Here is a 22312-nt window from a genome sequence, read left to right as displayed (position 1 = left end):
CAAATGATCACGGTGACTCTACGGATGTGACACGCGTCACCGGAAGTGCTCCGTCCGCGGCGTAGGGGACGTGCGCGTACCGGCGGAATCCGGGTTGCGTCCGGGCGGACGCTCGCGAGCAGGCAGGATAGACGGGTGACTCTCATCGATCTGCTCCCCGCCGAGGCCGACCCCGACGCCCTGTACGAAGCCTTCGCGTCGTACGCGGAGGAGCGCGGCCTCACCCTGTATCCCGCGCAGGAAGAGGCGCTGATCGAGCTGGTCTCGGGCAACAACGTCATCCTGAATACGCCGACCGGCTCGGGGAAGAGCCTGGTCGCCGCCGGCGGCCACTTCGCCGCGATGGCGCGCAAGGAGCGCAGCTTCTACACCGCGCCGATCAAGGCGCTGGTCTCGGAGAAGTTCTTCGACCTGGTCGCCCAGTTCGGCACCGAGAACGTCGGCATGATGACCGGCGATGCCTCGGTCAACGCGACCGCGCCGATCATCTGCTGTACCGCCGAGGTGCTGGCCAACATCGCGCTGCGCGACGGCGCGGACGCGGACGTCGGCTTCGTGGTGATGGACGAGTTCCACTACTACGGCGACCCGGACCGGGGCTGGGCCTGGCAGATTCCGCTGATCGAGCTGCCGAAGGCGCAGTTCCTGCTGATGTCCGCGACGCTCGGTGACATGGACCGCTTCCACGGCGACCTGAAGCGGCGCACCGGCCGGTCCACCGCGATCGTCAAGTCGGCCACGCGTCCGGTCCCGCTGTACTTCTCCTACCGGGTCACCCCGCTGCACGAGACCATCGAGGAGCTGCTGACCACGCGTGAGGCGCCGATCTACATCGTGCACTTCACCCAGGCGTCGGCGGTCGAGCGGGCCCAGTCGCTGATGAGCATCAACATGTGCACGCGCGAGGAGAAGGACCGGATCGCGTCGGTGATCGGCGGTTTCCGGTTCACCACCAAGTTCGGCCGCCAGCTCTCGCGCTGGGTACGGCACGGGATCGGCGTGCACCACGCGGGCATGCTGCCCAAGTACCGCCGGCTGGTCGAGCGGCTGGCCCAGGCCGGACTGCTCAAGGTGATCTGCGGTACCGACACGCTGGGCGTCGGGGTCAACGTGCCGATCCGCACCGTGTTGTTCACCGCGCTGTCGAAGTACGACGGCCAGCGGGTGCGCCGGCTGCGGGCGCGCGAGTTCCACCAGATCGCCGGCCGCGCCGGGCGGGCCGGTTTCGACACCGTGGGGAACGTGGTCGCGCAGGCTCCCGAGTACGAGATCGAGAACATCAAGGCGCTCGCCAAGGCCGGCGACGACCCGAAGAAGCGTCGCAAGGTGGTCCGCAAGAAGGCCCCGGAGGGCTTCGTCGGCTGGAACGACGAGACCTACACCAAGCTCCAGGAGGCCGAGCCGGAGCCGCTGGCGTCCCGCTTCCGGGTCACCCACGCGATGCTGCTCGCGGTGATCAACCGGCCCGGCAACGCCTTCGAGGCGATGCGGCACCTGCTCACCGACAACGACGAACCGCGCGCCCAGCAGCTGCGACACATCCGGCAGGCGATCGCGATCTACCGCTCGCTCCTGGACGGTGGCGTGGTGGAGAAGCTCGCCGAGGCGGACGAGGAGGGCCGCATCGTCCGACTCACCGTGGACCTCCAGGCCGACTTCGCGCTCAACCAGCCGCTGTCCACGTTTGCGCTGGCCGCGTTCGACCTGCTCGACCCGGAGGCGCCGACCTACGCGTTGGACGTGCTCTCGGTGGTCGAGGCCACGCTCGACGACCCGCGCCAGATCCTCGCCGCGCAGCTGAACAAGGCCAAGGGCGAGGCGGTCGGGCAGATGAAGGCGGACGGGATCGAGTACGAGGAGCGGATGGAGCGGCTCGCCGACATCCAATACCCGCGCCCGCTGGAGGAGTTGCTCGAACACGCCTACGCGATCTACATGCGCAGCCACCCGTGGGTCGGTGACCACCCGCTGTCGCCCAAGTCGATCGTGCGGGACATGTACGAGCGGGCGATGACCTTCGGCGACTACGTCGGCTGGTACGAACTCGCGCGCACCGAGGGCATCGTGTTGCGCTACCTGGCGAGCGCCTACAAGGCGCTCAACCAGACCGTGCCGGACGACGCGAAGAACGAGGACCTGCACGATCTGATCGCGTGGCTGGGCGAGTTGGTCCGCCAGGTCGACTCCAGCCTGCTCGACGAGTGGGAGAAGCTGGCCAATCCGGACGCGACGCAGGAGGAACTCGACGACATCGAGGGCCGCACCGCCCCGGTCACCGCGAACGAGCGGGCGTTTCGGGTGCTGGTGCGCAACGCGCTCTTCCGCCGCGTGGAACTCGCGGCGCTGCGCCGCTACTTCCAGCTCGGCGAGCTGTCCGAGCAGGAGGGCGACGGCAACTGGGATGCGGAGCGCTGGCAGGACGCGCTGGAGGACTACTGGGACGAGCACGACTCGATCGGCACCGGCCCCGACGCGCGCGGCCCCAAGCTCATGCAGATCACCAAGGAGGACTCGGCGTGGCGGGTGCGTCAGGTGTTCGACGACCCGGCGCGGGACCACGACTGGGGGATCACCGCGGAGGTGGACCTGACCGAGTCGGACGAGACCGGACGCGCGGTGCTGCGGGTGGTCGCGGTCGACCGGATGTGAACCCGCGCCATCGGCGTTCGGGCAGACTGGGCCCATGACGAAGAAGGCGGCTGTCGACGCGCACGGTTCGATCCTGTCCTGGCGCTCGCACAACTCGGTGTTGTCGATCGGCTCCGAGGGTTCGGTGCTCTCGATCGGATCAGTGGGTTCGGTGCTCTCGGTCGGGTCGGTCGGCTCCGCGCTCTCCGTCGGCTCGATCGGCTCGGCGCTCTCCGCCGCGTCGATCGGCTCCTATCTGGGAGTGGCGTCGGCGTTCTCGGCGCAGTCGGTGTGGTCCGCCTTCTCGATCCAGTCCAGCGGCGGCGTCTTCGATCACCACAACACCCGAAAGCTCGCCCGCCGGGCAGCCCTCCCGGCGGGCGCGGCGATCGCTGCCTTGGCCACCGCGGCGATCCTGGCGCGCAACTCCCGCTGACGTGCTCGGCCCCTTGGTCGATGGTCGGACCACGCTCAGACGACCTGGCCGATGCGTTGGCCGCGCTGTTTCATAGAACACCCGACCCATCTTTCAGCGCCTCTGAAACCGCCCTTTCACTCTCAGGCATATGGCACTTCGTCCTCGGGCGGCCGGGGGCTCGGAGCGATCTCCACTCGCACGGGTGAAACGCTGTCGGAGAGAGCGGGTCAGCCCAGGTCCAGGTCGTCGGTCGGTTTCGGGGCGGGGCGAGGGCCGGCTGCGCGCTTCGTGCCGGCGAAGGCGGTGAGGTCGTAGGCCGTTTCCGCGTGTACCGCCAGGTCCAGGCCCAGTTGCTCGTGGTCGGCGTGGGCGCGGAAGCCGATGGTGCGGTCGATCAGCTTGGCGATCGTGTACGTAACGCCGAAGGAGAACGCGGACACCACCACGATCGCCACCAATTGTTTGCCGACCGGCGCGAGTCCACCGCCGTGCAGCAGACCCTCCGGACCACCGGTGACGTCCTTCGCCGCGAACAGGCCGATCAGCAGCGTGCCGACCACGCCGCCGACGTAGTGCACACCGACCACGTCGAGCGAGTCGTCGTAGCCGAAGCGGTGCTTCCAGCCCACCGCGAAGCTGCACAGGACACCCGCCACCAGGCCGATCACCAGCGCGCCGGGCAGGTCCACCACGCCGCAGGCCGGGGTGATCGCGACCAGGCCTGCGACCGCACCGGAGGCCGCGCCGAGCGTGGTGGCGTGCCCGTCCCGGCGCTTCTCCACCGCGAGCCAGCCGATCAGCGCGGTACACCCGGCCGCCTGCGTATTCACCAGCGCCTGGGCGGCCAGACCGTTCGCACCCAGTGCCGAGCCGCCGTTGAAGCCGAACCAGCCGAACCACAGCAGGCCCGCGCCGAGCACCACGAGCGGCAGGTTGTGCGGCCGCATCGGATCGCGCTTGAAGCCGATCCGCGGGCCGAGTACCAGTGCCACCGCCATGCCCGCCGCGCCGCAGTTGATCTCGACCACCAGACCGCCCGCGAAGTCGAGCGCGCCGAGCCGGTGCGCGATCCAGCCGTCCGGCCCCCACACCCAGTGCGCCAGCGGCGCGTACACGCAGACGACCCACACCGCGCAGAAGAGCACCCACGCCTTGAACCGGGTGCGGTCGGCGATCGCCCCGGAGATCAGCGCCACGGTCAGGATCGCGAAGGTCAACTGGAACGCCATGAACAGCAGCTCGGGCACCGTGCCGTGCAGGTCGGTGGGCTTGGTGCCGGCCATGAACACATCGCCGAGATCCCCGAGCAGCCCGCCGCCCACGTCGCCGCCGAAGGCCAGGCTGTAGCCGAAGGCGATCCAGACCACGGTCACCACCGCGATCGCCACGAAGCTCATCATCAGCATGTTGAGCACGCTCTTGGCCCGGACCATGCCGCCGTAGAAGATCGCCAGGGCGGGGGTCATCAGCAGCACGAGCGCGGTGGCCACGAGCAGCCATGCGGTGTCTCCGGCGTTCAGGGCGTCGGTCGCGACGGTCATGCGGCTCCCTCGTGGGCCTGATGGGGTCTCAGGTCAGGGTGCGCAGCCCGGGTTTCCTGCCGTATACCTCGGTGTTACGCGCGGGTTAAGGAACCCGCCCCGTGTTACGCGCGGATTGCCCGACGATGAGCGAGTGCTCACGCGGTGAGCGCTCCGACACGCTCACGAAACATACTCGCGAGGCACACCCGCGAGGCACACCCCGCGAGGCACATCGACGGAACACGCCCGCGAGGCACACTGGCGGAACACGCCCCAGGGCACACCGGCGAAAACGGCGGAACACACCTCGGAACCGCACCCGGCGGGCCACTCGCGAAGCACGCTCGCGAAAGGCCCCACACCCACCGGCATCGGGGTCCCGGCCTACTCCGGTGCCCGGCCGCCCGAGCGGCGGGTCACCAGGCGAGCGACCGAGGCCAACCGCTCGCCGTGCGTCGTCACCCGGCGGCCGGTCACGCCCTGGAGGCCGTTCAGGGTGAGTGCGACCGAGACCCGGCCGGCGGCGTCGAAGACCGGGGCGACCAGAGTCGAGATGTCGTAGACGGTGTCCGGGTCGACCGCGATCAGCTCGTACTCCTCCTCCCCGAGCGCGGCGGCCAACTCGGCCAACCGGTCGCGCAAGGACGCCGCCTCGCGCGGGTGTTCGGCCATCCGCTCCAGCGTGGCGCCGATCCGGGTCCGGGTCGGACTGTCCAGGGTGATCGAGTAGCCGCGTTCGCGGACGGCCGCCAGCGTCGGCGGCAGCAGGATCCGGGCCGTGCCGCGCACCCGTTCGTCCAGCCTGTCCAACCAGGCGTCGACCTCCGCCGGCGTGGACCACGCGTGGAAGACCTGGCCGAGCGGCGGCACCATGCGCAACCGCTGACCCACCCGGACGTCGGCGGAGGCCAACTGCGGCCGGCCCTCCACGGCCAGGATGACGATCTCGTCGCCCACCGCGACGCTGGCGATCAACTCGGTGTCGAACTCGTCGGCCAACTCGCGCAGATGGGTTCGGGCCAGGTCCACCGCCGGATTGCCGCGGAGCGCCGCGTCGCCGAGCGCGACCAGGGCCGGTCCCAGCTCGTAGGTCTTGCGGCGCGGATGCCGTACCAGGTAGCCGGCGTCCTCCAGGGCCTGGAGCACGGACAGCGCGGACGCGAGGTTGATGCCGAGCGCGGCGTGCAACTCGGAGAGCGTGTACGCGCTGCCCGGGTGTGCGGCGAAGAAGTTCAGGATCTCGACCGCACGACCGGCGGCGAGGGCGGGACGAACCATGACGGCCACTCTCCGACCCGGCAGGCACCTTGTGGCCGGTACCTCGGCGGGTCACACTCGGGATCACGAAATACGGGATTGGAAAACATTTTTCAATATACCGAAAATGGGTGCCTCGATGAAGCTCGACGTGCTTTACGAAGTGGACGTGCCACGCCCGTGGCACGGCGAACACCCGTACGGCCAGCGACACGCGGAACAGCGTGCGTATCGCGAGGCGGTCGAGCAGATCCGGCTGGCCGACCGGATGGGCTTCCACACCGTCTGGGCGGTGGAGCACCACTTCCGCGAGGGCCGCTCGCACATGCCGGCCTCCGAGGTCTTCCTCGGCCACCTGGCCGGGATCACCGAGCGGATCCGGATGGGCTTCGGCGTCACGCTGACCCCGTTCGGGTTCACCCCGCCGCAGCGGATCGCGGAGAAGGTCGCGACGGTGGACATCCTCTCCGGCGGCCGGGTCGAGTGGGGGACCGGTCGATCCACGCCGATGGAGCAGACCGCGTTCGGTGTGGACATCGCCCGCTCGCGGGACGACTGGCGCGAGGCGATCGAGATCGTCACCGGCATGTGGCGCGAGGAGTACTTCGAGTACGAGTCGGAGCGCTTCTCCTTCCCCCGCCGGATGGTCACTCCCAAGCCGTTCCAGGACCCACATCCGCCGTGCTGGATGGCGGCCACGTCGCAGGGCTCGGCGCAGATCGCCGGCCGCAACGGGCTGGGCATGTTGTCCTTCTCGATCATGCAGCCGCTGGAGACGATGGCCGCCCGGGTCGCCGCCTACCGCGCGGCGGCGGCGACCCCGACGCCGCTCACCGACGTGACCACGAACAAGGTCGCGGCCTACACCCTGGTGCACACGACCGGGCGCAAGCAGGTCGACCGGCGGGTCTGGGACTCGGTCGCGTGGTGGTACAAGAATCTCGCGATGTTCACTCTCGAATGGGAACTGCCGCACCTTTCCCCGGCGGAGCAGGACGAGACCTTCCCACTGCTGAAGCCGATGTTCGAGGGCGCCGTCCCGGTGGAGACCTTCGACGCGGCGGACATGATCGTGATCGGCGACGTGGAGACCTGCATACGCAAGATGAAGCGTTACGCGGACCTGGGCGTGGACGAGCTGATCTGCTACGTCCAGTGGGGATTCCTGGAACATCGGGACATTCTGCGGACGATCGAAATCCTCGGCAAAGAGGTCATTCCGGAACTGGAGAAGTATCAACCGAACAAATAGTGGGCGCATCCGATCGGTCGCTGGTACTTCTTGGCGCCGTGATCAACTCCTTCCAGGGCGTGGACAGCGAACAGGCCTGGAAGAAACCGCGGTTGACCCTGCAAATCTGGTCCCTTCGCCGCCGAGTGCCGACCGAGCGGCGCCGAGCGGGCCCGCCCGATCAAGGCGCCGACCGCGCCGCCGATTCCGGCCCGGCGACATACGTCGGGCCCACGGGGTCGAACTGGATGTGCTGCCGCGTGATGTACGTCGCGTCGTGATCGCGGCCTCGGCCGGCGGGACGAGCACGTTCGCGGCGGTCGGGCCGATCGAGATCGACGTGGCGCCGTTCCAGGCCACCTCGTTCGTCCGCTCGGTACTCGACGCCGCCACGGTCGAACGGGTGTTGCTGCTCGGCACGTTCTACCGGCACGGCGCCGGCTGGAAGTTCCGTACGGAGGGCCAGGGCTACGAGTTCGACCTGGCCGGGCCGGCCGGCTCGTACGCTGTGGAGGTCGCCTGAGACCCGGTACCGACCGGCGGGTAACCGGAGCGCGATTCGGTGCCCGGGCGGCCAAGTGGTTTGCTTGACCCGGCCGACAGCAATCGAGGGCAAGGAGTGGTCATGGCGCAGGTCAGGGCAACCGCACACACGACTGTGGCGGCGGCGCCGGAGGCGGTTTTCGCGGCCGTCGCGGATTACGCGGACGTGCGGCCCAAGCTGCTCACCGAGCACTTCTCGGAGTACGACGTCCGCGAGGGCGGGAAGGGCGCCGGCACGGTGGCGCACTGGCGGCTGCAGGCCACGAGCAAGCGCTCGCGCGACTGCCTGGTGACGGTCACCGAGCCGGCCGCCCTGACGCTGGTGGAGACCGACGCCAACTCGTCGATGGTCACCACGTGGACCGTGTCGGCGGCCGGCGCGGGCAGCCGGGTCGAGATCGTCACGGTGTGGAACGGGGCCGGTGGCATCGGGGGCTTCTTCGAGAAGACCTTCGCGCCCGCCGGGCTCAAGCGGATCTACGACGGCGTGCTCGCGAAGCTGCCCGACGCGCTCTGAGCAGACGCCGACCGCACCCGGGACGACGCCGGCCGACCCCACCGCGAGGTGGAGCCGGCCGGCGTCGGGCCGTTCGGGTCAGGTAAGCAGTGAACTCGCGCCGATGCCCAGGGCCGCGGCCGAGACCAGCCCGAAGAAGGCGACCCACACCGCTCCGGGGATCCGGGTCAGGTCCGCGAGCTGATCCGCGTCCGACCACGGCGCCCGGCCGCGACTGCGCATCTGCTGCAGCTCGAAGACCGGCCGCGCCCCGGACACGAGCAGGAACCACACCAACAGGTAGGCGAACGCCGCCTGGATCCGCGCACTGGCCAGCCACGAGATCGCGAAGATCACCCCGCCGGTGGTCAGCAGCACCAGCGCGCCGAACCAGTTGCGTATCGCGATGAACATCAGCGCGAGCAACACCAGCGCCACCCACAACACCATGGTTATGTGCGCGCCCGCGAGCAGCGCCGCACCGCCCGCACCCAGGACGGACGGCGTGATGTAGCCGGCCATCGCGGTGAGCACCATCCCCAGGCCGGTCGGTTTGCCCACGGACACGGTCACGCCCGAAGTGTCCGAATGCAGCCGTATGCCGGACAATCGGCGCCCGCTGAGCAGCGCGACCATCGCGTGGCCGCCCTCGTGTGCGATCGTCACCACCGACCGCAACGGCCGCCAGGTCGGGCGATACAGCACCACCGCGATCGCGACCGCCCCGGTCACGAGCGCGAGCCAACTCGGCGGATCCGGTTGGGTCCCGACCACCCGGTCCCACAGATCCTGCAACGACACCGTGTCGACGCTGCTCACGCCGCCCCTCTCGTTCTACATCCGTCCCCTGCCCCCGCCTCGAACGCTACCGCCCACGCCACCCCACCCACCGCGTCCCGACCTTCCCGTGACGCGACTGTCGCCGACTCGATTCACCCTCGGCTCCGCAGCCTCGTCGCCTCCCCGCCGCTGTCGTCGGTGATTCGCGGGAGGTCGTCCGCGTTGAAGCGTCGACCGGAGACCTCGACTCGCACCCCGCCGCCGAGTACGAGCCGATCGCGCGGGGTGAGGATCTCCTCCACGTCCACCTCCAGCGGGCGCCCGGGTTCGTACGCCGAGCCGTTCCAGCGCTCGATCTCGGTGCCGTTGGAGGAACCCAGGTCGACCGCGAGCACGTGCTCGCCGGCCCGGCCGGCCGCGAAGCGCAGCAGCACGTGCTGGCGGCTGACGTAGCGCACCGCCTCACCGAACCGGTCCTGCCGGCTGCCCAGGTTGTAGCCGTTGACGATCCGGCCCCGGCCCAGCACGAGGTTGCTGCCCAGTTCGAGCGGGAGACGCTCGATCGACTCGCCCGTGGAGTGATCGGCCAGGCCGACCTGTCGGGTCGGTCGCCGGGGCCCCAGCGCCCGGAGCGGACTCGCGCACCCCGGGCAGACCGCCCGCGCGCCGGCATCCACACGGGGCCAGACCGGCAGTCGGCCCGTCCACATGCGCGCGTACAGACACAGCGGCTCGACGCACCGCCACCGGGTGTTCATGATCTCCGGGTGTCGGGCCGGGTCGAGGTGCTTGTCCCGGAACTCCTTGATCTCCTCGGCCCGGGAGACCCGCTGGTGGTGCTCGGGGCCGATGCCGCGCGGCACGAAGTGCACGCCGTGCGCGTCCTGCTGCCAGTGGTGGAAGCGCTCGGGGTGCGCCTCGATCCACGGATGCCGGCGGCGGAAGTCGAGGAAGTAGTCCCCGCTGAGTACATGCAGCAGGTCGGCCTCGGCGCGTTCGAGGACGAGCGTGTCCGCGACCGCACGCAGGGTCACCTCGCGTCGGGCCGCACGCCGCTGCAACTCGCGTTTGTCGCTCGCGTCCAAGGCGTGCAACAGCGCCTTGTCCGCGACGAGTTCGATTCGCGCGTCGGCGCCGTGCCGAGCCCGCCAGCCGTGCACGACGGCGTCCAGGCGGGCCAGAAACGGCCCCTTCTCGCCGATCGGATACAGCTCTTCGGAGTGACACACATTGGCCACATCCACGATCGCGTCCCACACATGGTCCCCCTGACCGAGCCCTCTCCCAATTCCTATCCGAAACCCGGTCGCCCCGCCGGGCTACACGCCCTAATGTGCCGGCGTGATCGAGACCCTGGCCCTGTCCGGGCAAGCCACCCCGACCGCCGACCTGTTGGCCCGAGCCGCCGTCGCGCGCGGGATGTCGGTCGCCGTGCTCGCCGGTCCACGTCCCGACCTGCGCGGATCCGCGGCCTACTACGGCGGACCGCGATTCGCCGACACGGTGGCCGCCTCGCTGGACGTGGCCCTGCTGGAGCCGGCCGACGACTGGCTGAGCACGCTGCCCGAGCGCTGGACGCGGCGGGAGATCACGGCGACGACCATGGCCGAGGCACGCCGGCTGCGGACGCCGGCCTTCGTCAAGCCGCCTAGCGACAAGTCGTTCGAGGCGGCCGTGTACGCCGACGGCACCCGGCTGCCGCGGGCCGTGCCCGGCGAGACCCCGGTCCTGGTCAGCGAGATCCGGACATTCGTCGCCGAGTACCGGCTTTTCGTGCTGGACGGCGTCGTGCACACCGGTTCGCGTTACGCGACTTTCGGTCGGCTCGACCCGCTGCCGCTCACCGAGGACGTCAGGTCCGGCGAACTCCTGTCCTTCGCAGCCGAGTTGCTCGGCGATCCGGACGCCGACCTGCCCGGCGCGGTGGTCGTGGACATCGGCCTGGCCGGTACGGCCGACACCGCCGAGGAGTGCTGGACCGTGGTCGAGGCCAACATGGCGTGGTTCAGCAACATCTACGGGGCCGACCCCAGCCGCTGCCTCGACACCATCCTCGCCGCCGCCGGTCCCCGAACCGCCCTGCCCATCGCCGACCGACGCTTCGTCCGCCCAACCCACACGCGGCTCGCGTCCGGCTGAGCGCAGGCATCGCCCGCGTGCCCGGGTGTGCCCTCGCCCCGTCGGGATGTCAGGGAGTTGGCTCGGGTTTCGAGCGGATGGTGGGGTAGGCCGATTCGACGCGGAGGTAGGTGGCGGCCAAGGTGGTGACGCAGGTCAGGTTGGTGCCCAGGCCCGGAGGGACGATCCAGGTCATCGACGAGCCGGGGTAGGGGCGCGGGCCGGGCACGGTGAGGCAGCCGCCGTGGCCGACGTAGTGGTATCGCGTGCCGTCGGACGGGCCGATCGCGGCGAGCCACACCTCGGCGCTGCCGGGCCCGACCAGGTAGGCCCACTTGCCCGCGTGTTCCTCGGCGATCACCGCGCCGGTGGGTTCGGCGGCGGCGGTGAGCAGGTCGAGCACGGCGGCGCCCAGTTCGGCGCGCATCACGACGGCGTCGAACAACCGGCCGGTGTCCGCCGCGCGGCGGGCGCCGGGGTTGGTCAGCCAGGTGTACCGCGTGTCGCGCGGATCGCGGGTGGCGGCGCTGATCCACGCGATCCCTGCCTGGTTCACGCCGGCATCTTGCTCCTGCAGCACGTTCCCTCGCCTCCCAATGGTCGGGAAAAGGCGCGACCGGTCACTCGCGAACGCCCCGACGGGTGGTCGAGAGGTCGCTGTAAGTAGCGTCCCCGGTGGGAGCAATAAGTGCAAGTCAAACAAACCACTCGACTTGCATCGTGTCGGATATGAGTACCATGACGGCGACTCACGGGGTCGAACCCCCGAATGCCTCGAAAAGGCGGAAGCTCGAAAGAAGTTCGAACGACCTGGAGAACCGCGGCACGAGCGGCGCGGGATCGGGAGGAAACATGGGCGCCGAGCAATATCCGACGGTTCGCAGGCGTGTTCTGGGCGCCAATTTGCGTCGGCTGCGCGAGGACACGTCGTTGCTGCTCGAGGACGCCGCCGACGCCCTCTCCTGCCATCCCGCGAAGGTGAGTCGGATCGAGTCCGGCCGCAGCGGGATCCGTGCGCTCGACCTGAAGGCGCTGCTCGACCTGTACGAGGTGCACGACCCGGGCGCGCGCGAGGGCTGGCTGGCCCTCGCCCGCGAGGGTCGCCGGCAGCGCTGGTGGCGCGACCTCGCCGATCGACTGCCGCAGGACTTCCTGGACTTGATCGGCCTGGAGGCCGAGGTGGCGTCCTGCCTGGGATTCCAGCCGAGCATCGTCCCCGGACTGTTCCAGACCGAGGAGTACGCCACGGCGGTGATCCGCGGCGGCACGGTGGGACCGGTCGACGAACAGTGCCGCACCCGGGTCCGGGTGCGGCTGGATCGACAGCGCGTACTCACCCGCGAGGAACCGGCGCCGCTGGAGGTGTTGATGGTGATCGGCGAGGCCGCGCTGCGCCAGGAGATAGGCGGCCGACGGGTGCTGCGCGAGCAACTCGTGCGCTTGATCGAAATTGCACAACTGTCGAACGTGACCGTGCAAGTACTACCCTTTTCGGCAGGCGCCTATCCGGGCGGCCCCACGCCGTTCTCGATCTACGGATTCCCTCCCCCCTCGGGGATGGAAGTGGTCTCGCTGGAGAACATCACCAGCCACGCGTACCTGGAAAGAGCCCAGGACACCGCTCACTACGGCAAGGTCTTCGCCGACTTGCGGGGCATCGCACTCAGTCCCGTCGAGTCCGAGGCCTTCATCGCGGCCAGTGCCCAGCAACTCGCAGACCGAGTCACTCGCGACCGGAGCGACTCGCCCACTGAGTAGGAAGAACGCCATGCCAGAGAACACCATGCCCGCGAACACCATGCCCGCGAACACCATGCCCGCGAACACCATGCCCGCGAACACCATGCCCGCGAACACCATGCCCGCGAACACCTCGTTCCGCTGGGTCAAGAGCTCCTACAGCATGCAGAACGGCGACTGCGCCGAGATTCGTCCGCACTTGGACGGCGCCGTCGACGTCCGGGACAGCAAGGACCCGGCCGTAGGACTGCTGACCCTCGGCAACGCCCCCTGGGCCGCGTTCGTCGGCACTCTGCGCCCGACCGCCTGACCCGACCACCTCCGACCACCCCCGACCGAGGTCCGCGAGCCGCCCCGCCCCCCGAAGGGCGGCCCGCCGACCGACCCGCCGACTCGATCCACCCGCGCACCGATCCACCCGCGCACCGATCCACCCGCGCACCGATCCACCCGCGCACCGGTCCGCCACACCGCCGCACGGGAATCGGGTCGAGTCGGGCCCCGGCTCCCGGTACGCTCCGGGGGCATGATCGCCCCCTCCGATTCCCCCCGCATGCCCGACAAGCCCTCCCTCGACGGGCTGGAAGCGAAATGGTCGCGCGTCTGGGAAGAGACGGGCGTATACCGCTTCGACCGGAGCCGGACCCGCGAAGAGATCTTCTCCATCGACACCCCGCCGCCCACGGTCAGCGGATCGCTGCACGTGGGACACGTGTTCTCGTACACCCACACCGACGCGATCGCCCGCTACCGGCGGATGCGCGGATGTGAGGTCTTCTATCCGATGGGCTGGGACGACAACGGTCTGCCCACCGAGCGGCGGGTGCAGAACCACTTCGGCGTGCGCTGCGACCCGGCGCTGCCCTACGACGCCGACTTCGTGCCGCCGCAGCAGCCGGGCAAACAGCAGATCCCGGTCTCCCGACGCAACTTCATCGAACTGTGCGAGCAACTGACCCACGAGGACGAGAAGGCGTTCGAGCAACTGTGGCGGCTGCTCGGGCTGTCCGTCGACTGGACGATGACCTACCAGACCATCGACGTGGTCTCGCGTACCGCCTCCCAGCGGGCCTTCCTGCGCAACCTGGAGCGCGGCGAGGCATACCCGGCCGAGGCGCCCACGCTGTGGGATGTCAGCTTCCGCACCGCGGTCGCGCAGGCCGAGTTGGAGGACCGGGAGCGTCCCGGCGCCTTCCATCGACTGGTGTTTCGCGGCCCCACCGGCGACGCGCTGGAAATCGCCACCACCCGGCCGGAGTTGCTGCCCGCGTGCGTCGCCCTGGTCGCGCATCCCGACGACACGCGCTACGCGCACCTGTTCGGGAGCAGCGTGCGCACACCGCTGTTCCGAGTGCCGGTGCCGGTGTACGCGCATGCGCTGGCCGATCCGGAGAAGGGCTCCGGGCTCGCCATGGTGTGCACCTTCGGCGACACCACCGACGTCACCTGGTGGCGTGAACTGCGCCTGGACACCCGGGCGGTGCTCGGCCGGGACGGCCGCGTCCTGAGTGATCCGCCGGCCGGGATCGACACCCCCGAGGCGGTCGAGGCGTACGCCCGCCTGGCCGGCGCGACCGTTTTCACCGCGCGCGAGCGGATCGTGGCGATGTTGCGCGAGAGCGGCGAACTGGTCGGTGAGCCGAAGCCGATCACGCACGCGGTCAAGTTCTACGAGAAGGGCGACAAGCCGCTCGAGATCGTCACCACCCGGCAGTGGTACCTGCGCAACGGCGGGCGCGATGCCGACCTGCGGGCCCGACTGCTGGCCCGGGGCGCCGAATTGGCCTGGCATCCCGCGCACATGAAGGTCCGCTACGACAACTGGGTCGAGGGTCTCAACGGCGACTGGCTGATCAGCCGGCAGCGCTTCTTCGGAGTCCCGGTGCCCCTGTGGTATCCGCTGGACGAGGCCGGGCTGCCGCGGCACGACGCACCGCTGCGCCCGGCCGAGACTGATCTGCCGATCGACCCGTATACCGACGTGCCGCCCGGCTATCGAGCGGAACAGCGCGGTGAGCCCGGCGGATTCGTCGGCGACGCGGACGTGATGGACACGTGGGCAACCTCCTCGCTCACGCCGCAGATCGCGGGCGGCTGGTGTCGCGACGACGACCTGTTCGCCCGGGTCTTCCCGATGGACCTGCGCCCACAGGCGCACGAGATCATCCGTACCTGGTTGTTCTCCGCCGTGGTGCGAGCGGACGCGGAGAACCACAGCCTGCCGTTCGCGCACGCGGCGATCTCCGGCTGGATCCTGGACCCGGACCGCAAGAAGATGTCCAAGTCCAAGGGCAACGTGGTCACCCCGGTCGACCTGCTCGCGCAGCACGGCTCGGATGCGGTGCGATACTGGGCGGCGAGCGGTCGGCCGGGCGTGGACACCGCGTTCGACGTCGGCCAGATGAAGGTCGGCCGCCGGTTGGCGATCAAGCTGCTCAACGTCGGCCGGTTCGTGCTCTCGACCGGCGCGGCCGAGGCACCCGACGCGGTGCGCGAACCGCTCGACCTGGCCCTGCTCGCCGAGGTGGCGGAGGTGGCCCGCGCGGCGACCGAGGCGTTCGAGGACTACGACTACGCGCGGGCGCTGGACCGGACCGAGCGGTTCTTCTGGTACTTCTGCGACGACTACGTCGAGCTGGTCAAGGCCCGTGCCTACGGCGAGGCCGGCTCCGCGGCGGGTGCCCGGTCGGCCCGGGCCGCGCTCGCGAGCGCGCTGTCCGTACTGCTGCGACTGCTCGCGCCGGTGTTGCCGTTCGCGACCGAGGAGGTGTGGTCGTGGTGGCAGGAGGGCTCGGTGCACCGGGCGGATTGGCCCGCGCCGCAGCCGCCGGCGGCCGACCGGGCGCTGCCGGCTCTCGCGTCCGAGCTGATCGCCGGCGTGCGCAAGGCCAAGTCGGCCGCGCAGGTGTCGATGCGCGCCGCAGTGGCGGGTGTCACGATCACCGGCGACCCGGCCGAACTGGCCCGGGTGGCCCTGGTCGAGACGGACCTGCGCGCGGCCGGACACATCGCCCGCATCGACCTGGTGCCCGCGGACGGTCCGCTCACCGTGGACGTCAGCCTCGAGGAGTGATCACAGGCCGGAATCGACGGCAATAATCATTGACTCGGCCAAGTACCCGTAGTACCCGTTGGCCATGATCACTGAGCATGTCGAGCACCACCCCGACGACCGGTTCCACCCGCCGACCAGCGACGACCCGTACTGGTCGGAGACCTCCTGGTTCACCTTCACGGTTCCGCAGAGGCGCCTGTCCGGGCAGCTGTATCCGTTCTTCCGGGCGAACCAGGGGGTCGCGGCGGGCGGCGCGTACTTCTGGGACGACAGCGGGCGGCACCCGCACGAGGCGGTCTACGCCAAGAACTTCTGGCATCTGCCGATCCCCGACCAGGACCTGACCGACCTGCGGCTGCCGAACGGGTTCCGGGTGCGCTGCGTGCGGCCGCAGGCGGTGTACGAGGTCGGCTACGACGACCCGGACGGCGGCGACGAGATCCACGTCGACCTGACCTTCACCGCGGTGCTGCCGCCGCACTACCTCGGCGACAAGCACGTGGACCAGCCCGGGCGCTACACCGGCACGGTGGTGCTGCGCGGCGAGGAGATCCCGGTCGACTCGTACGGCTTCCGGGACCGCTCGTGGGGCCCGCGCTCGCAGTTCGGTCCCGGCCTGATGCAGTCGCCCGCCAAGCGGGGCGGCTACAGCTACGCGACCGCCTCCGAGCGGGACGCCTTCCACAGCATCACCATGGACTTCGGCTCGGGCTGCGTGTCCATCCACGGCTACCTGCTCCGCGACGGCACCTGGGCCAAGTTGGCCAAGGGCCGCCGCGAAGTGGTCGAACGCGAGGACGACACCGGTTGGGCCACCCGGATCGTGCTGGAGGGGATCGACGAACTCGGCCGCGAACTGCACGCGGAGGGGCGCATGCACAACCGGCTCGGCTTCTTCCTGAACCCGAACCTGTTTACCGTCAACGGCCTCACCGAGTGGACCTTCGACGGCGTCACCGCGTGGGGCGAGGACCACGAGAACTTCTCCGCGGCCGAGATCCGCCGGCACAGCCGGGCCTGGCGCGCGCGCTGACCGGATCGACCGACGCGGGACGCAAAGGAGCCAAGGCCGCTGCGGTACCGGTGCTGCGGCTGTCCTCGCCGGGGGAGCGGCCCGCCGTCCGCGTGTGACGTTGTCCACCCGCCCCGGGCTTGAAGTTAGGTAAGCCTCACCTTTAGGTTGCGAATAACAAGGCAAGGCTTGCCTAAGAACGGAATTTCTTCTTCCGCTCACCCCACCGCTCGAAAGGCCGCCGGATGCGTCTGCGTCGAACAAGCTTGCGGGTGGCCGCGGCCGTCCTCGCCATCACCGCGTTCGCCACGGCGTGCGGCGAAGACGACAAGAAGTCCGATGGCAAGGAGGCCGACAAGGCCCCGGCCGGTTCGGTGCTGCCGGCCACCGTGGACACCACGATGGGCAAGGTCACCGTCAAGGACGCGAGCCGGATCGTTCCGCTCGGCGGCGACATCGCGCAGACCGTGTACGCCCTGGGCCTGGCCTCCAACGTCGTCGGTGTGGACACCTCCGGTGCGGTCCTGCCGCAGAGCAAGGGCAAGCCGACCTTCGGCAACTCGCGCGGGCTCAACCCCGAGGGCATCCTCGCCCAGCGACCCACGGTCGCCATCGGCAGCGCCTCGGTCGGCCCTCGCACCGCGATCGACCAGCTCAAGGCGGCCGGCGTACCGATCGTTCTGATCCCGGACAGCGGCAAGCCCGAGGACGCGATCACCCGGATCACCACCATCGCCACCGCGCTGGGCGTGCCGGATCGGGGCAGGATGCTCGCCGACAAGACCGCCGGCGAGATCGCCACCGCCAAGGCGAAGGGCGCGCAGGCCGCCACCAAGCCGCGTGTGGCGTTCCTCTACATCCGCGGGCAGGCCAACCTCTACCACATCGGCGGCAAGGGCCTGGGCCCGGACAGCATGATCAGCGCCGCCGGCGGCATCGATACGGGTACCGAACTGGGCGTCGAGATGTCCGCCGCGCTGACCCCCGAGGCGATGGTCTCGGCCAAGCCCGACGTCATCCTCGTCTTCCGGAAGGGCCTGGAGTCGGTCGGCGGCGTCGACGGCGTGCTCAAGCTGCCGGGCGTCGCACAAACGCCCGCCGGCCTGAATCGGAAGGTCGTCGCGATGGACGACCTGGAGCTGGGCGGCGGTGGGCCGACGGCCGGTGTCGCGCTGAACGAGCTCGTCGATCTGCTGCATGGCTAGGGTCGGCCGGTCCGCCGCCCGCCGTTCCGGGGGCCCCGGAGCGTCCCGTCCGGCGCCCGAAAACACCCGAGGGGAAGGTGTGGGGGAGACCGTGGCAACGGTGACGGAGCGTCAAGAACCCACCGAACAACCGGGCTCACCGCCTCCCGTGGTCGAACTCGGCAGGACGACGACCCCGGCGCCGACAACCCGGGCCACGCCCCCGGTGGCCGCGGCACCGCGTCGGCACGGCCGTTGGCTGATGCCGACCCTGGTGCTGCTGCTCCTGGCCACGAGCGTCGTCTCGGCCGGCATGGGTGCCTTCGACATCCCCTCCGACCAGGTGCTCTTCTCGGTGCTGCACCATCTCGGCCTGGACATCGGCCATGTGTCGGCAGCCAACGAGGCCGTGTTGTGGAACATCCGCTTCCCGCGCATCGTGCTCGGCATCATGGTCGGCGCGTGCCTGGGCTGTGCCGGAGCCGCGATGCAGGGCGTGTTCGGCAACCCGCTTGCCGAGCCCGGCGTGATCGGGGTGTCCTCCGGGGCGGCGCTCGGCGCGGTCGGCGCGATCGTGCTGGGCGTGTCCACCTTCGGCTCCTGGACGGTGACCGCGTTCGCCTTCGTCGGCGGCCTGCTCACCACGCTCTTCGTCTACCTGCTCTCCCGCTCCGACGGCCGTACCGAAGTGGTCACCCTGGTCCTGACCGGCATCGCGATCAACGCGCTGGCCGGCGCCGCGATCGGGCTGTTCACCTTCGTCGCCGACGACGCCGAACTGCGCAGCATCACCTTCTGGAACCTGGGCAGCGTCGGCGGGGCGAGCTGGAAGATCATCGGCGCGCTCGCACCGTTCGCGCTCATCGGCCTGCTGGTTCTGCCCCGGTACGCCCGGGCGCTGGACATCATGGCGCTCGGCGAAAGCGGCGCCCGACACCTGGGCGTGGACACCGAACGGGTACGCATCGTGGTGGTCGTGCTCAGCGCCACCCTGGTCGGCGCGGCCGTCGCCGCGGCCGGTGTGATCACCTTCGTCGGCCTGGTCGTCCCGCACATCATCCGGCTGATCGCCGGTCCGCGACACCGGCTGCTGCTGCCCGCGAGCGCCCTTCTCGGCGCGCTGGTCACCGTCGGCGCCGACCTCGCGGCGCGCACCGTCGCGATGCCCAAGGAGGTCCCGCTCGGCGTGCTCACCGCGCTGATCGGCGCCCCGTTCTTCCTGTGGCTGCTGCGCAAAACCCGTTCCCGGCAAGGAGGTTGGGCATGATGAGGCTGCTCGCCCGGAACCGCACCGCGGCGCCCGCGACGGCGCCCGAGGTCGGCACGATCGGCGTCGAGGCCGAGAACGTCGGCTACGCCATCGCCGGCCGCAACCTGGTCGACGGCGTCTCGTTGACCGTGCGCCACGGTGAGATCGTCGCGGTGCTCGGCCCCAACGGCGCGGGCAAGTCCACCCTGCTCGGCCTGCTCACCGGCGACCTGACACCGCATCACGGTACCGTGCGGATCGCCGATCGGGCGTCGTCCGACTACTCACAGCGCGAACTGGCGCTGCGCCGCGCGGTGTTGCCACAGAGTGTCACACTGTCCTTCCCGTTCACCGTGGACGAGGTGGTGCGGATGGGCCGCGCGCCGCACGCGGGACTGCCGAGCGAGGAGTCCGAGGAGGCGATCGTGGCCCGCGCTCTGGCCGAGACGGACGTGGCGCACCTGGCCGACCGGGTCTACCCGTCACTGTCCGGCGGCGAGCGGGCCCGGGTCTCGCTCGCCCGAGTGCTCGCGCAGGGCGCGCCCGTACTTTTCCTCGACGAGCCCACCGCCGCCCTGGATCTCAAGCACACCGAGGACGTGCTGCGGCTGGCCCGGGACCGGGCGCGCCGGGGCGACGCGGTGGTGATCGTGCTGCACGACCTCAACCTGGCGGCCGCCTACGCGGACCGGATCGCCCTGCTCGCGCAGGGCCGACTGGTCGCCTGCGGACCGCCCGATCAGGTGTGCACCGCGCCGGTGTTGTCCGAGTTGTACGGCCATCCCGTGGACGTGCTGCGCCGGCCCGGTACGGACGAGTTGCTGATCCTGCCGTCGCGCTGACGCCACCCGCCGGCCATCCCCTACGGGTGCAGCGCCTTGTGCAGCGCCGCGAACGAACCCGAGGCGCACTCCGCGCAGCGCGGGACCAGGTCCACGAAGCTCATGAAGCCGTGCACCATGTCCTCGAACAGCTCGCATTCGACCGTGCCGCCCGCCGCGCGCAGCCGCTCGGCGAAGTCCGCGCCCTCGTCGCGCAGCGGATCGTGACCGGCCAGGACCACGTGCGCCGGCGCCAGGCCGGACAGGTCCTCGATGGTGCCGATCGAGGCGTACGGACCCAGTTCGTCGAGCGCGCGTCCGCCGAGGTAGTGCTCCATGAACCACGCGATCGAGGCGGCGGTGAGCAGCGGCGCGTTCGCGTTCTCGACCCGCGACGCGGTGTGCTCGACGCCGGTCCCCGGATACCACAACATCTGCAAAGCCGGTTGCGGCAGGCCGTGTTCGCGGGCCAGCAGGCACGTGGTCGCGGACAGCGTGGCGCCCGCGCTGTCGCCGGCCAGCGCGATCCGGCTCGGGTCGGCACCGAGTTCGGCGGCGTTGTCGAGCACCCACCGGTACGCGGCGAACGCGTCCTCGATCCCGGCTGGGAACGGGTGTTCCGGGGCGAGCCGGTAGTCCACCGAGATCACCACGCACTCGGCGTGCCGGGCGATCCGCCGGGCCTGCGCATCGTGACTGTCCAGGCCGCCGATCACGAACCCGCCACCGTGGAAGAACACGGTCACCGGCAGATCGGGCTCCTCCGACGGCCGGTACACCCGAGCGGGCAGCGCGTCGACGGCGCCCGGGATGGTGCGATCGTGCACCTGGGCCAACTCGGTCGTCACCGGAAGCAGCCCGATTCCGGCATCGATGGTCGCCCGCGCGGTGGCCGCGTCGCCCACGAACAGATTTTCCGGCGTGAAACTCAGCAACTTCGCGAGCTGCGGATCGATCGCCACCGTGTTCCTCCTCCGTCAACCAGATACCGGCCGGTACGGAATGTACGACGCATCCCGTGCGGGCGGAACCGCGCAGCCCGCCGAAGGTTCAGGCCGAACCGGCCGGCGGGCGCCAACTCAGGATCGAGTCCAACGGCCGCAGGGCCGCATCCGGCGCCAACCGCCCGGCGACCCTCAGGAGTCCGTTCCGGATCGCCACCGCGCCCCGACCCTCCCACTGCGCCATCGCCCCCAGCCGGCGCGACTTCCGCACCACCTCCGAGGTGTGCGCCAGCCGCCGCGCGGTGTACCCCGGCAGCGCATCGACCACCCCGGAGGCGGCCACGCCGGTGAGCACGTCGGCGAGTTCGATCGCGTCCTCCAACGCCTGATTGCCGCCCTGACCCAGGTTGGGGGTCATCGCGTGCGCCGCGTCGCCGATCAGCACGACCCGTCCGCGATGGTGCGCGGGCAGCGGATCGGCCATCTCGTGCACGTCCAGGTGCAGGATCTGCTCCGGTGTCGCGGCCTCGATCAGTTGGCTGATCGGTGCGTGGAAGTCCCGGTACAGGCGCAGCAGTTCGGCCCGTTCGTCGCCGTGCACGACACCGGCCGGGCGGTTCGCGGTCGCGTACCAGTAGACCCGGCCGTCGGCCAGCGGCATCGCGCCGAAGACCAGGCCGCGGCCCCACGTCTCGCCCGGCACGATCTCGGTCGCCGGCACGATCGCGCGCCACGTGGTGAATCCGGCGTAGCGCGGGCCGGGGTGCTCGGGGAAGAGCGCCTGTCGGATCGGCGAGCGGATCCCGTCGGCGCCGACCACGAGGTCGGCGGTCAGCGTCTCGCCGGTCGTGGTGGTCACCGACGCGCGGCGGTTCGCTTTGCCCGGCAGCACGCTCGACACCGTCGTCCCGGTGCGCAGCGCGTCCGCCGGCAGGCCCGCGAGCAGCACCCGCATCAGCTCGGCCCGAGGCGCCAGCACCATCGGTTCGCCGAAACGCTCGACGAACGCCTCGCCGCTGGTGGGCGCGAGCACCCGCCCGTCCGGCCGTCGCAGCGTCGCGGCGCCTCGGATCGCGGCCAACCCGCGGAGCGGCTCGCCCGCGCCGATGGCGTCCAGCGCGCGCAGCCCGTTCGGCGCGACGGCGATGGCCGAGCCGATCGGCTCCAGGGTGGCGGCGCGTTCCAGGACCACCACCGACCAGCCCTTGCGGTGCAGGGCGGTCGCGGCGGTGAGCCCGCCGGGGCCGGCGCCGACGACGATCGCTTCGGGCTTGGTGATGGTCATGGTTCCCCCGGTATCGATGCTTTGGCGT

20 protein-coding genes are annotated in these 22312 nt (G+C 70.4%); 13 read left to right on the top strand and 7 right to left on the bottom strand.

Features of this window, described 5'->3' with window-relative positions; genetic code table 11:
• Positions 1–135 precede the first annotated feature (135 nt).
• Both ABZS54_RS05495 and ABZS54_RS05490 read left to right on the top strand, forming a co-directional pair.
• The gene (locus tag ABZS54_RS05495; protein WP_355531328.1) at positions 136–2649 is read left to right on the top strand and encodes a DUF3516 domain-containing protein; all 2514 of its coding nucleotides are present in this window, start codon (positions 136–138) and stop codon (positions 2647–2649) included.
• Positions 2650–2683: 34 nt separating this feature from the next.
• Entirely contained in the window at positions 2684–3064 is a 381-nt protein-coding gene (locus ABZS54_RS05490) for a hypothetical protein (RefSeq protein ID WP_355531327.1), read from the top strand.
• A 209-nt stretch (positions 3065–3273) separates the two neighbouring features.
• Here the strand turns inward: ABZS54_RS05490 and ABZS54_RS05485 are convergent, their stop codons facing one another.
• Positions 3274–4587 carry an ammonium transporter gene (locus ABZS54_RS05485; protein ID WP_355531325.1) on the bottom strand — a complete coding sequence of 438 codons (1314 nt, stop codon included), beginning with the start codon at positions 4585–4587 and terminating at the stop codon, positions 3274–3276.
• Positions 4588–4953: 366 nt separating this feature from the next.
• Positions 4954–5847, bottom strand: coding sequence for a helix-turn-helix domain-containing protein (locus ABZS54_RS05480; protein ID WP_355531323.1), 894 nt, complete (start codon positions 5845–5847; stop codon positions 4954–4956).
• Positions 5848–5953: 106 nt separating this feature from the next.
• On the opposite strand from ABZS54_RS05480, the gene ABZS54_RS05475 reads away from it, so the two are divergent.
• From ABZS54_RS05475 to ABZS54_RS05465, 3 genes are all read left to right on the top strand, one after another.
• Positions 5954–7078: an LLM class flavin-dependent oxidoreductase gene (locus ABZS54_RS05475; RefSeq protein ID WP_355531321.1), complete on the top strand. Its 1125-nt coding sequence runs from the start codon at positions 5954–5956 to the stop codon at positions 7076–7078.
• 229 nt (positions 7079–7307) lie between these two features.
• The gene (locus ABZS54_RS05470; protein ID WP_355531319.1) at positions 7308–7580 is read left to right on the top strand and encodes a TerD family protein; all 273 of its coding nucleotides are present in this window, start codon (positions 7308–7310) and stop codon (positions 7578–7580) included.
• A 102-nt stretch (positions 7581–7682) separates the two neighbouring features.
• Positions 7683–8117: an SRPBCC family protein gene (locus tag ABZS54_RS05465; RefSeq protein ID WP_355531317.1), complete on the top strand. Its 435-nt coding sequence runs from the start codon at positions 7683–7685 to the stop codon at positions 8115–8117.
• Between the two features lie 78 nt (positions 8118–8195).
• Here ABZS54_RS05465 and ABZS54_RS05460 read toward each other — a convergent pair whose 3' ends face one another.
• Positions 8196–8915, bottom strand: coding sequence for a M50 family metallopeptidase (locus ABZS54_RS05460; RefSeq protein ID WP_355531315.1), 720 nt, complete (start codon positions 8913–8915; stop codon positions 8196–8198).
• Between the two features lie 113 nt (positions 8916–9028).
• A complete protein-coding gene (locus ABZS54_RS05455) occupies positions 9029–10135 on the bottom strand; it encodes an FHA domain-containing protein (RefSeq protein WP_355531313.1) in 1107 nt (368 codons plus the stop codon).
• Positions 10136–10217: 82 nt separating this feature from the next.
• Between ABZS54_RS05455 and ABZS54_RS05450 the strand changes: the two genes are divergently transcribed.
• Positions 10218–11015 (top strand): ATP-grasp domain-containing protein, encoded by a 798-nt coding sequence (locus tag ABZS54_RS05450; RefSeq protein ID WP_355531311.1) that lies wholly within the window; start codon positions 10218–10220, stop codon positions 11013–11015.
• Positions 11016–11064: 49 nt separating this feature from the next.
• On the opposite strand, the gene ABZS54_RS05445 is transcribed toward ABZS54_RS05450, so the two are convergent.
• Entirely contained in the window at positions 11065–11550 is a 486-nt protein-coding gene (locus tag ABZS54_RS05445; protein WP_355531309.1) for a hypothetical protein, read from the bottom strand.
• Positions 11551–11846: 296 nt separating this feature from the next.
• Between ABZS54_RS05445 and ABZS54_RS05440 the strand changes: the two genes are divergently transcribed.
• The 7 genes from ABZS54_RS05440 to ABZS54_RS05410 all read left to right on the top strand — a co-directional run bounded on the left by ABZS54_RS05440 (position 11847) and on the right by ABZS54_RS05410 (position 20076).
• Positions 11847–12752, top strand: a complete 906-nt coding sequence (locus ABZS54_RS05440; RefSeq protein WP_355531308.1) for a helix-turn-helix transcriptional regulator — start codon at positions 11847–11849, stop codon at positions 12750–12752.
• A gap of 10 nt (positions 12753–12762) precedes the next feature.
• Positions 12763–13044 (top strand): DUF397 domain-containing protein, encoded by a 282-nt coding sequence (locus ABZS54_RS05435; protein ID WP_355531306.1) that lies wholly within the window; start codon positions 12763–12765, stop codon positions 13042–13044.
• 216 nt (positions 13045–13260) lie between these two features.
• Positions 13261–15807, top strand: a complete 2547-nt coding sequence (gene valS, locus ABZS54_RS05430) for a valine--tRNA ligase (protein ID WP_355531304.1) — start codon at positions 13261–13263, stop codon at positions 15805–15807.
• Between the two features lie 64 nt (positions 15808–15871).
• The gene (locus tag ABZS54_RS05425; protein WP_355531302.1) at positions 15872–16822 is read left to right on the top strand and encodes a hypothetical protein; all 951 of its coding nucleotides are present in this window, start codon (positions 15872–15874) and stop codon (positions 16820–16822) included.
• A 251-nt stretch (positions 16823–17073) separates the two neighbouring features.
• Positions 17074–18006, top strand: a complete 933-nt coding sequence (locus ABZS54_RS05420; RefSeq protein ID WP_355531300.1) for an ABC transporter substrate-binding protein — start codon at positions 17074–17076, stop codon at positions 18004–18006.
• A 205-nt stretch (positions 18007–18211) separates the two neighbouring features.
• Complete coding sequence (locus tag ABZS54_RS05415) at positions 18212–19252, top strand: iron ABC transporter permease (protein ID WP_355531430.1); 1041 nt, start codon at positions 18212–18214, stop codon at positions 19250–19252.
• Positions 19252–20076, top strand: coding sequence for a heme ABC transporter ATP-binding protein (locus ABZS54_RS05410; protein WP_355531428.1), 825 nt, complete (start codon positions 19252–19254; stop codon positions 20074–20076). The genes ABZS54_RS05415 and ABZS54_RS05410 overlap by 1 nt, the downstream gene beginning before the upstream one ends.
• Positions 20077–20096: 20 nt before the next feature.
• On the opposite strand, the gene ABZS54_RS05405 is transcribed toward ABZS54_RS05410, so the two are convergent.
• Positions 20097–21017 carry an alpha/beta hydrolase gene (locus ABZS54_RS05405; protein ID WP_355531298.1) on the bottom strand — a complete coding sequence of 307 codons (921 nt, stop codon included), beginning with the start codon at positions 21015–21017 and terminating at the stop codon, positions 20097–20099.
• An 88-nt stretch (positions 21018–21105) separates the two neighbouring features.
• Positions 21106–22284, bottom strand: a complete 1179-nt coding sequence (locus ABZS54_RS05400) for an FAD-dependent monooxygenase (RefSeq protein ID WP_355531296.1) — start codon at positions 22282–22284, stop codon at positions 21106–21108.
• Positions 22285–22312: the final 28 nt, after the last annotated feature.

Origin of the sequence: Embleya sp. NPDC005575 (genome assembly GCF_040605455.1) — a bacterium.
Lineage (GTDB): Bacteria > Actinomycetota > Actinomycetes > Streptomycetales > Streptomycetaceae > Embleya.
The sequence above is the reverse complement of the archived record's forward strand: the minus strand, read 5'-3'. Positions and strand labels throughout refer to the sequence as shown.

Bases quoted from the DNA above. Each gene is read 5' to 3' on its own strand.
- ABZS54_RS05490 (WP_355531327.1), top strand. From the start codon at position 2,684: ATGACGAAGAAGGCGGCTGTCGACGCGCACGGTTCGATCCTGTCCTGG.
- ABZS54_RS05485 (WP_355531325.1), bottom strand. From the start codon at position 4,587: ATGACCGTCGCGACCGACGCCCTGAACGCCGGAGACACCGCATGGCTG.
- ABZS54_RS05480 (WP_355531323.1), bottom strand. From the start codon at position 5,847: ATGGTTCGTCCCGCCCTCGCCGCCGGTCGTGCGGTCGAGATCCTGAAC.
- ABZS54_RS05475 (WP_355531321.1), top strand. From the start codon at position 5,954: ATGGGTGCCTCGATGAAGCTCGACGTGCTTTACGAAGTGGACGTGCCA.
- ABZS54_RS05465 (WP_355531317.1), top strand. From the start codon at position 7,683: ATGGCGCAGGTCAGGGCAACCGCACACACGACTGTGGCGGCGGCGCCG.
- ABZS54_RS05440 (WP_355531308.1), top strand. From the start codon at position 11,847: ATGGGCGCCGAGCAATATCCGACGGTTCGCAGGCGTGTTCTGGGCGCC.
- ABZS54_RS05435 (WP_355531306.1), top strand. From the start codon at position 12,763: ATGCCAGAGAACACCATGCCCGCGAACACCATGCCCGCGAACACCATG.
- valS (WP_355531304.1), top strand. From the start codon at position 13,261: ATGATCGCCCCCTCCGATTCCCCCCGCATGCCCGACAAGCCCTCCCTC.
- ABZS54_RS05425 (WP_355531302.1), top strand. From the start codon at position 15,872: ATGATCACTGAGCATGTCGAGCACCACCCCGACGACCGGTTCCACCCG.
- ABZS54_RS05410 (WP_355531428.1), top strand. From the start codon at position 19,252: ATGAGGCTGCTCGCCCGGAACCGCACCGCGGCGCCCGCGACGGCGCCC.
- ABZS54_RS05400 (WP_355531296.1), bottom strand. From the start codon at position 22,284: ATGACCATCACCAAGCCCGAAGCGATCGTCGTCGGCGCCGGCCCCGGC.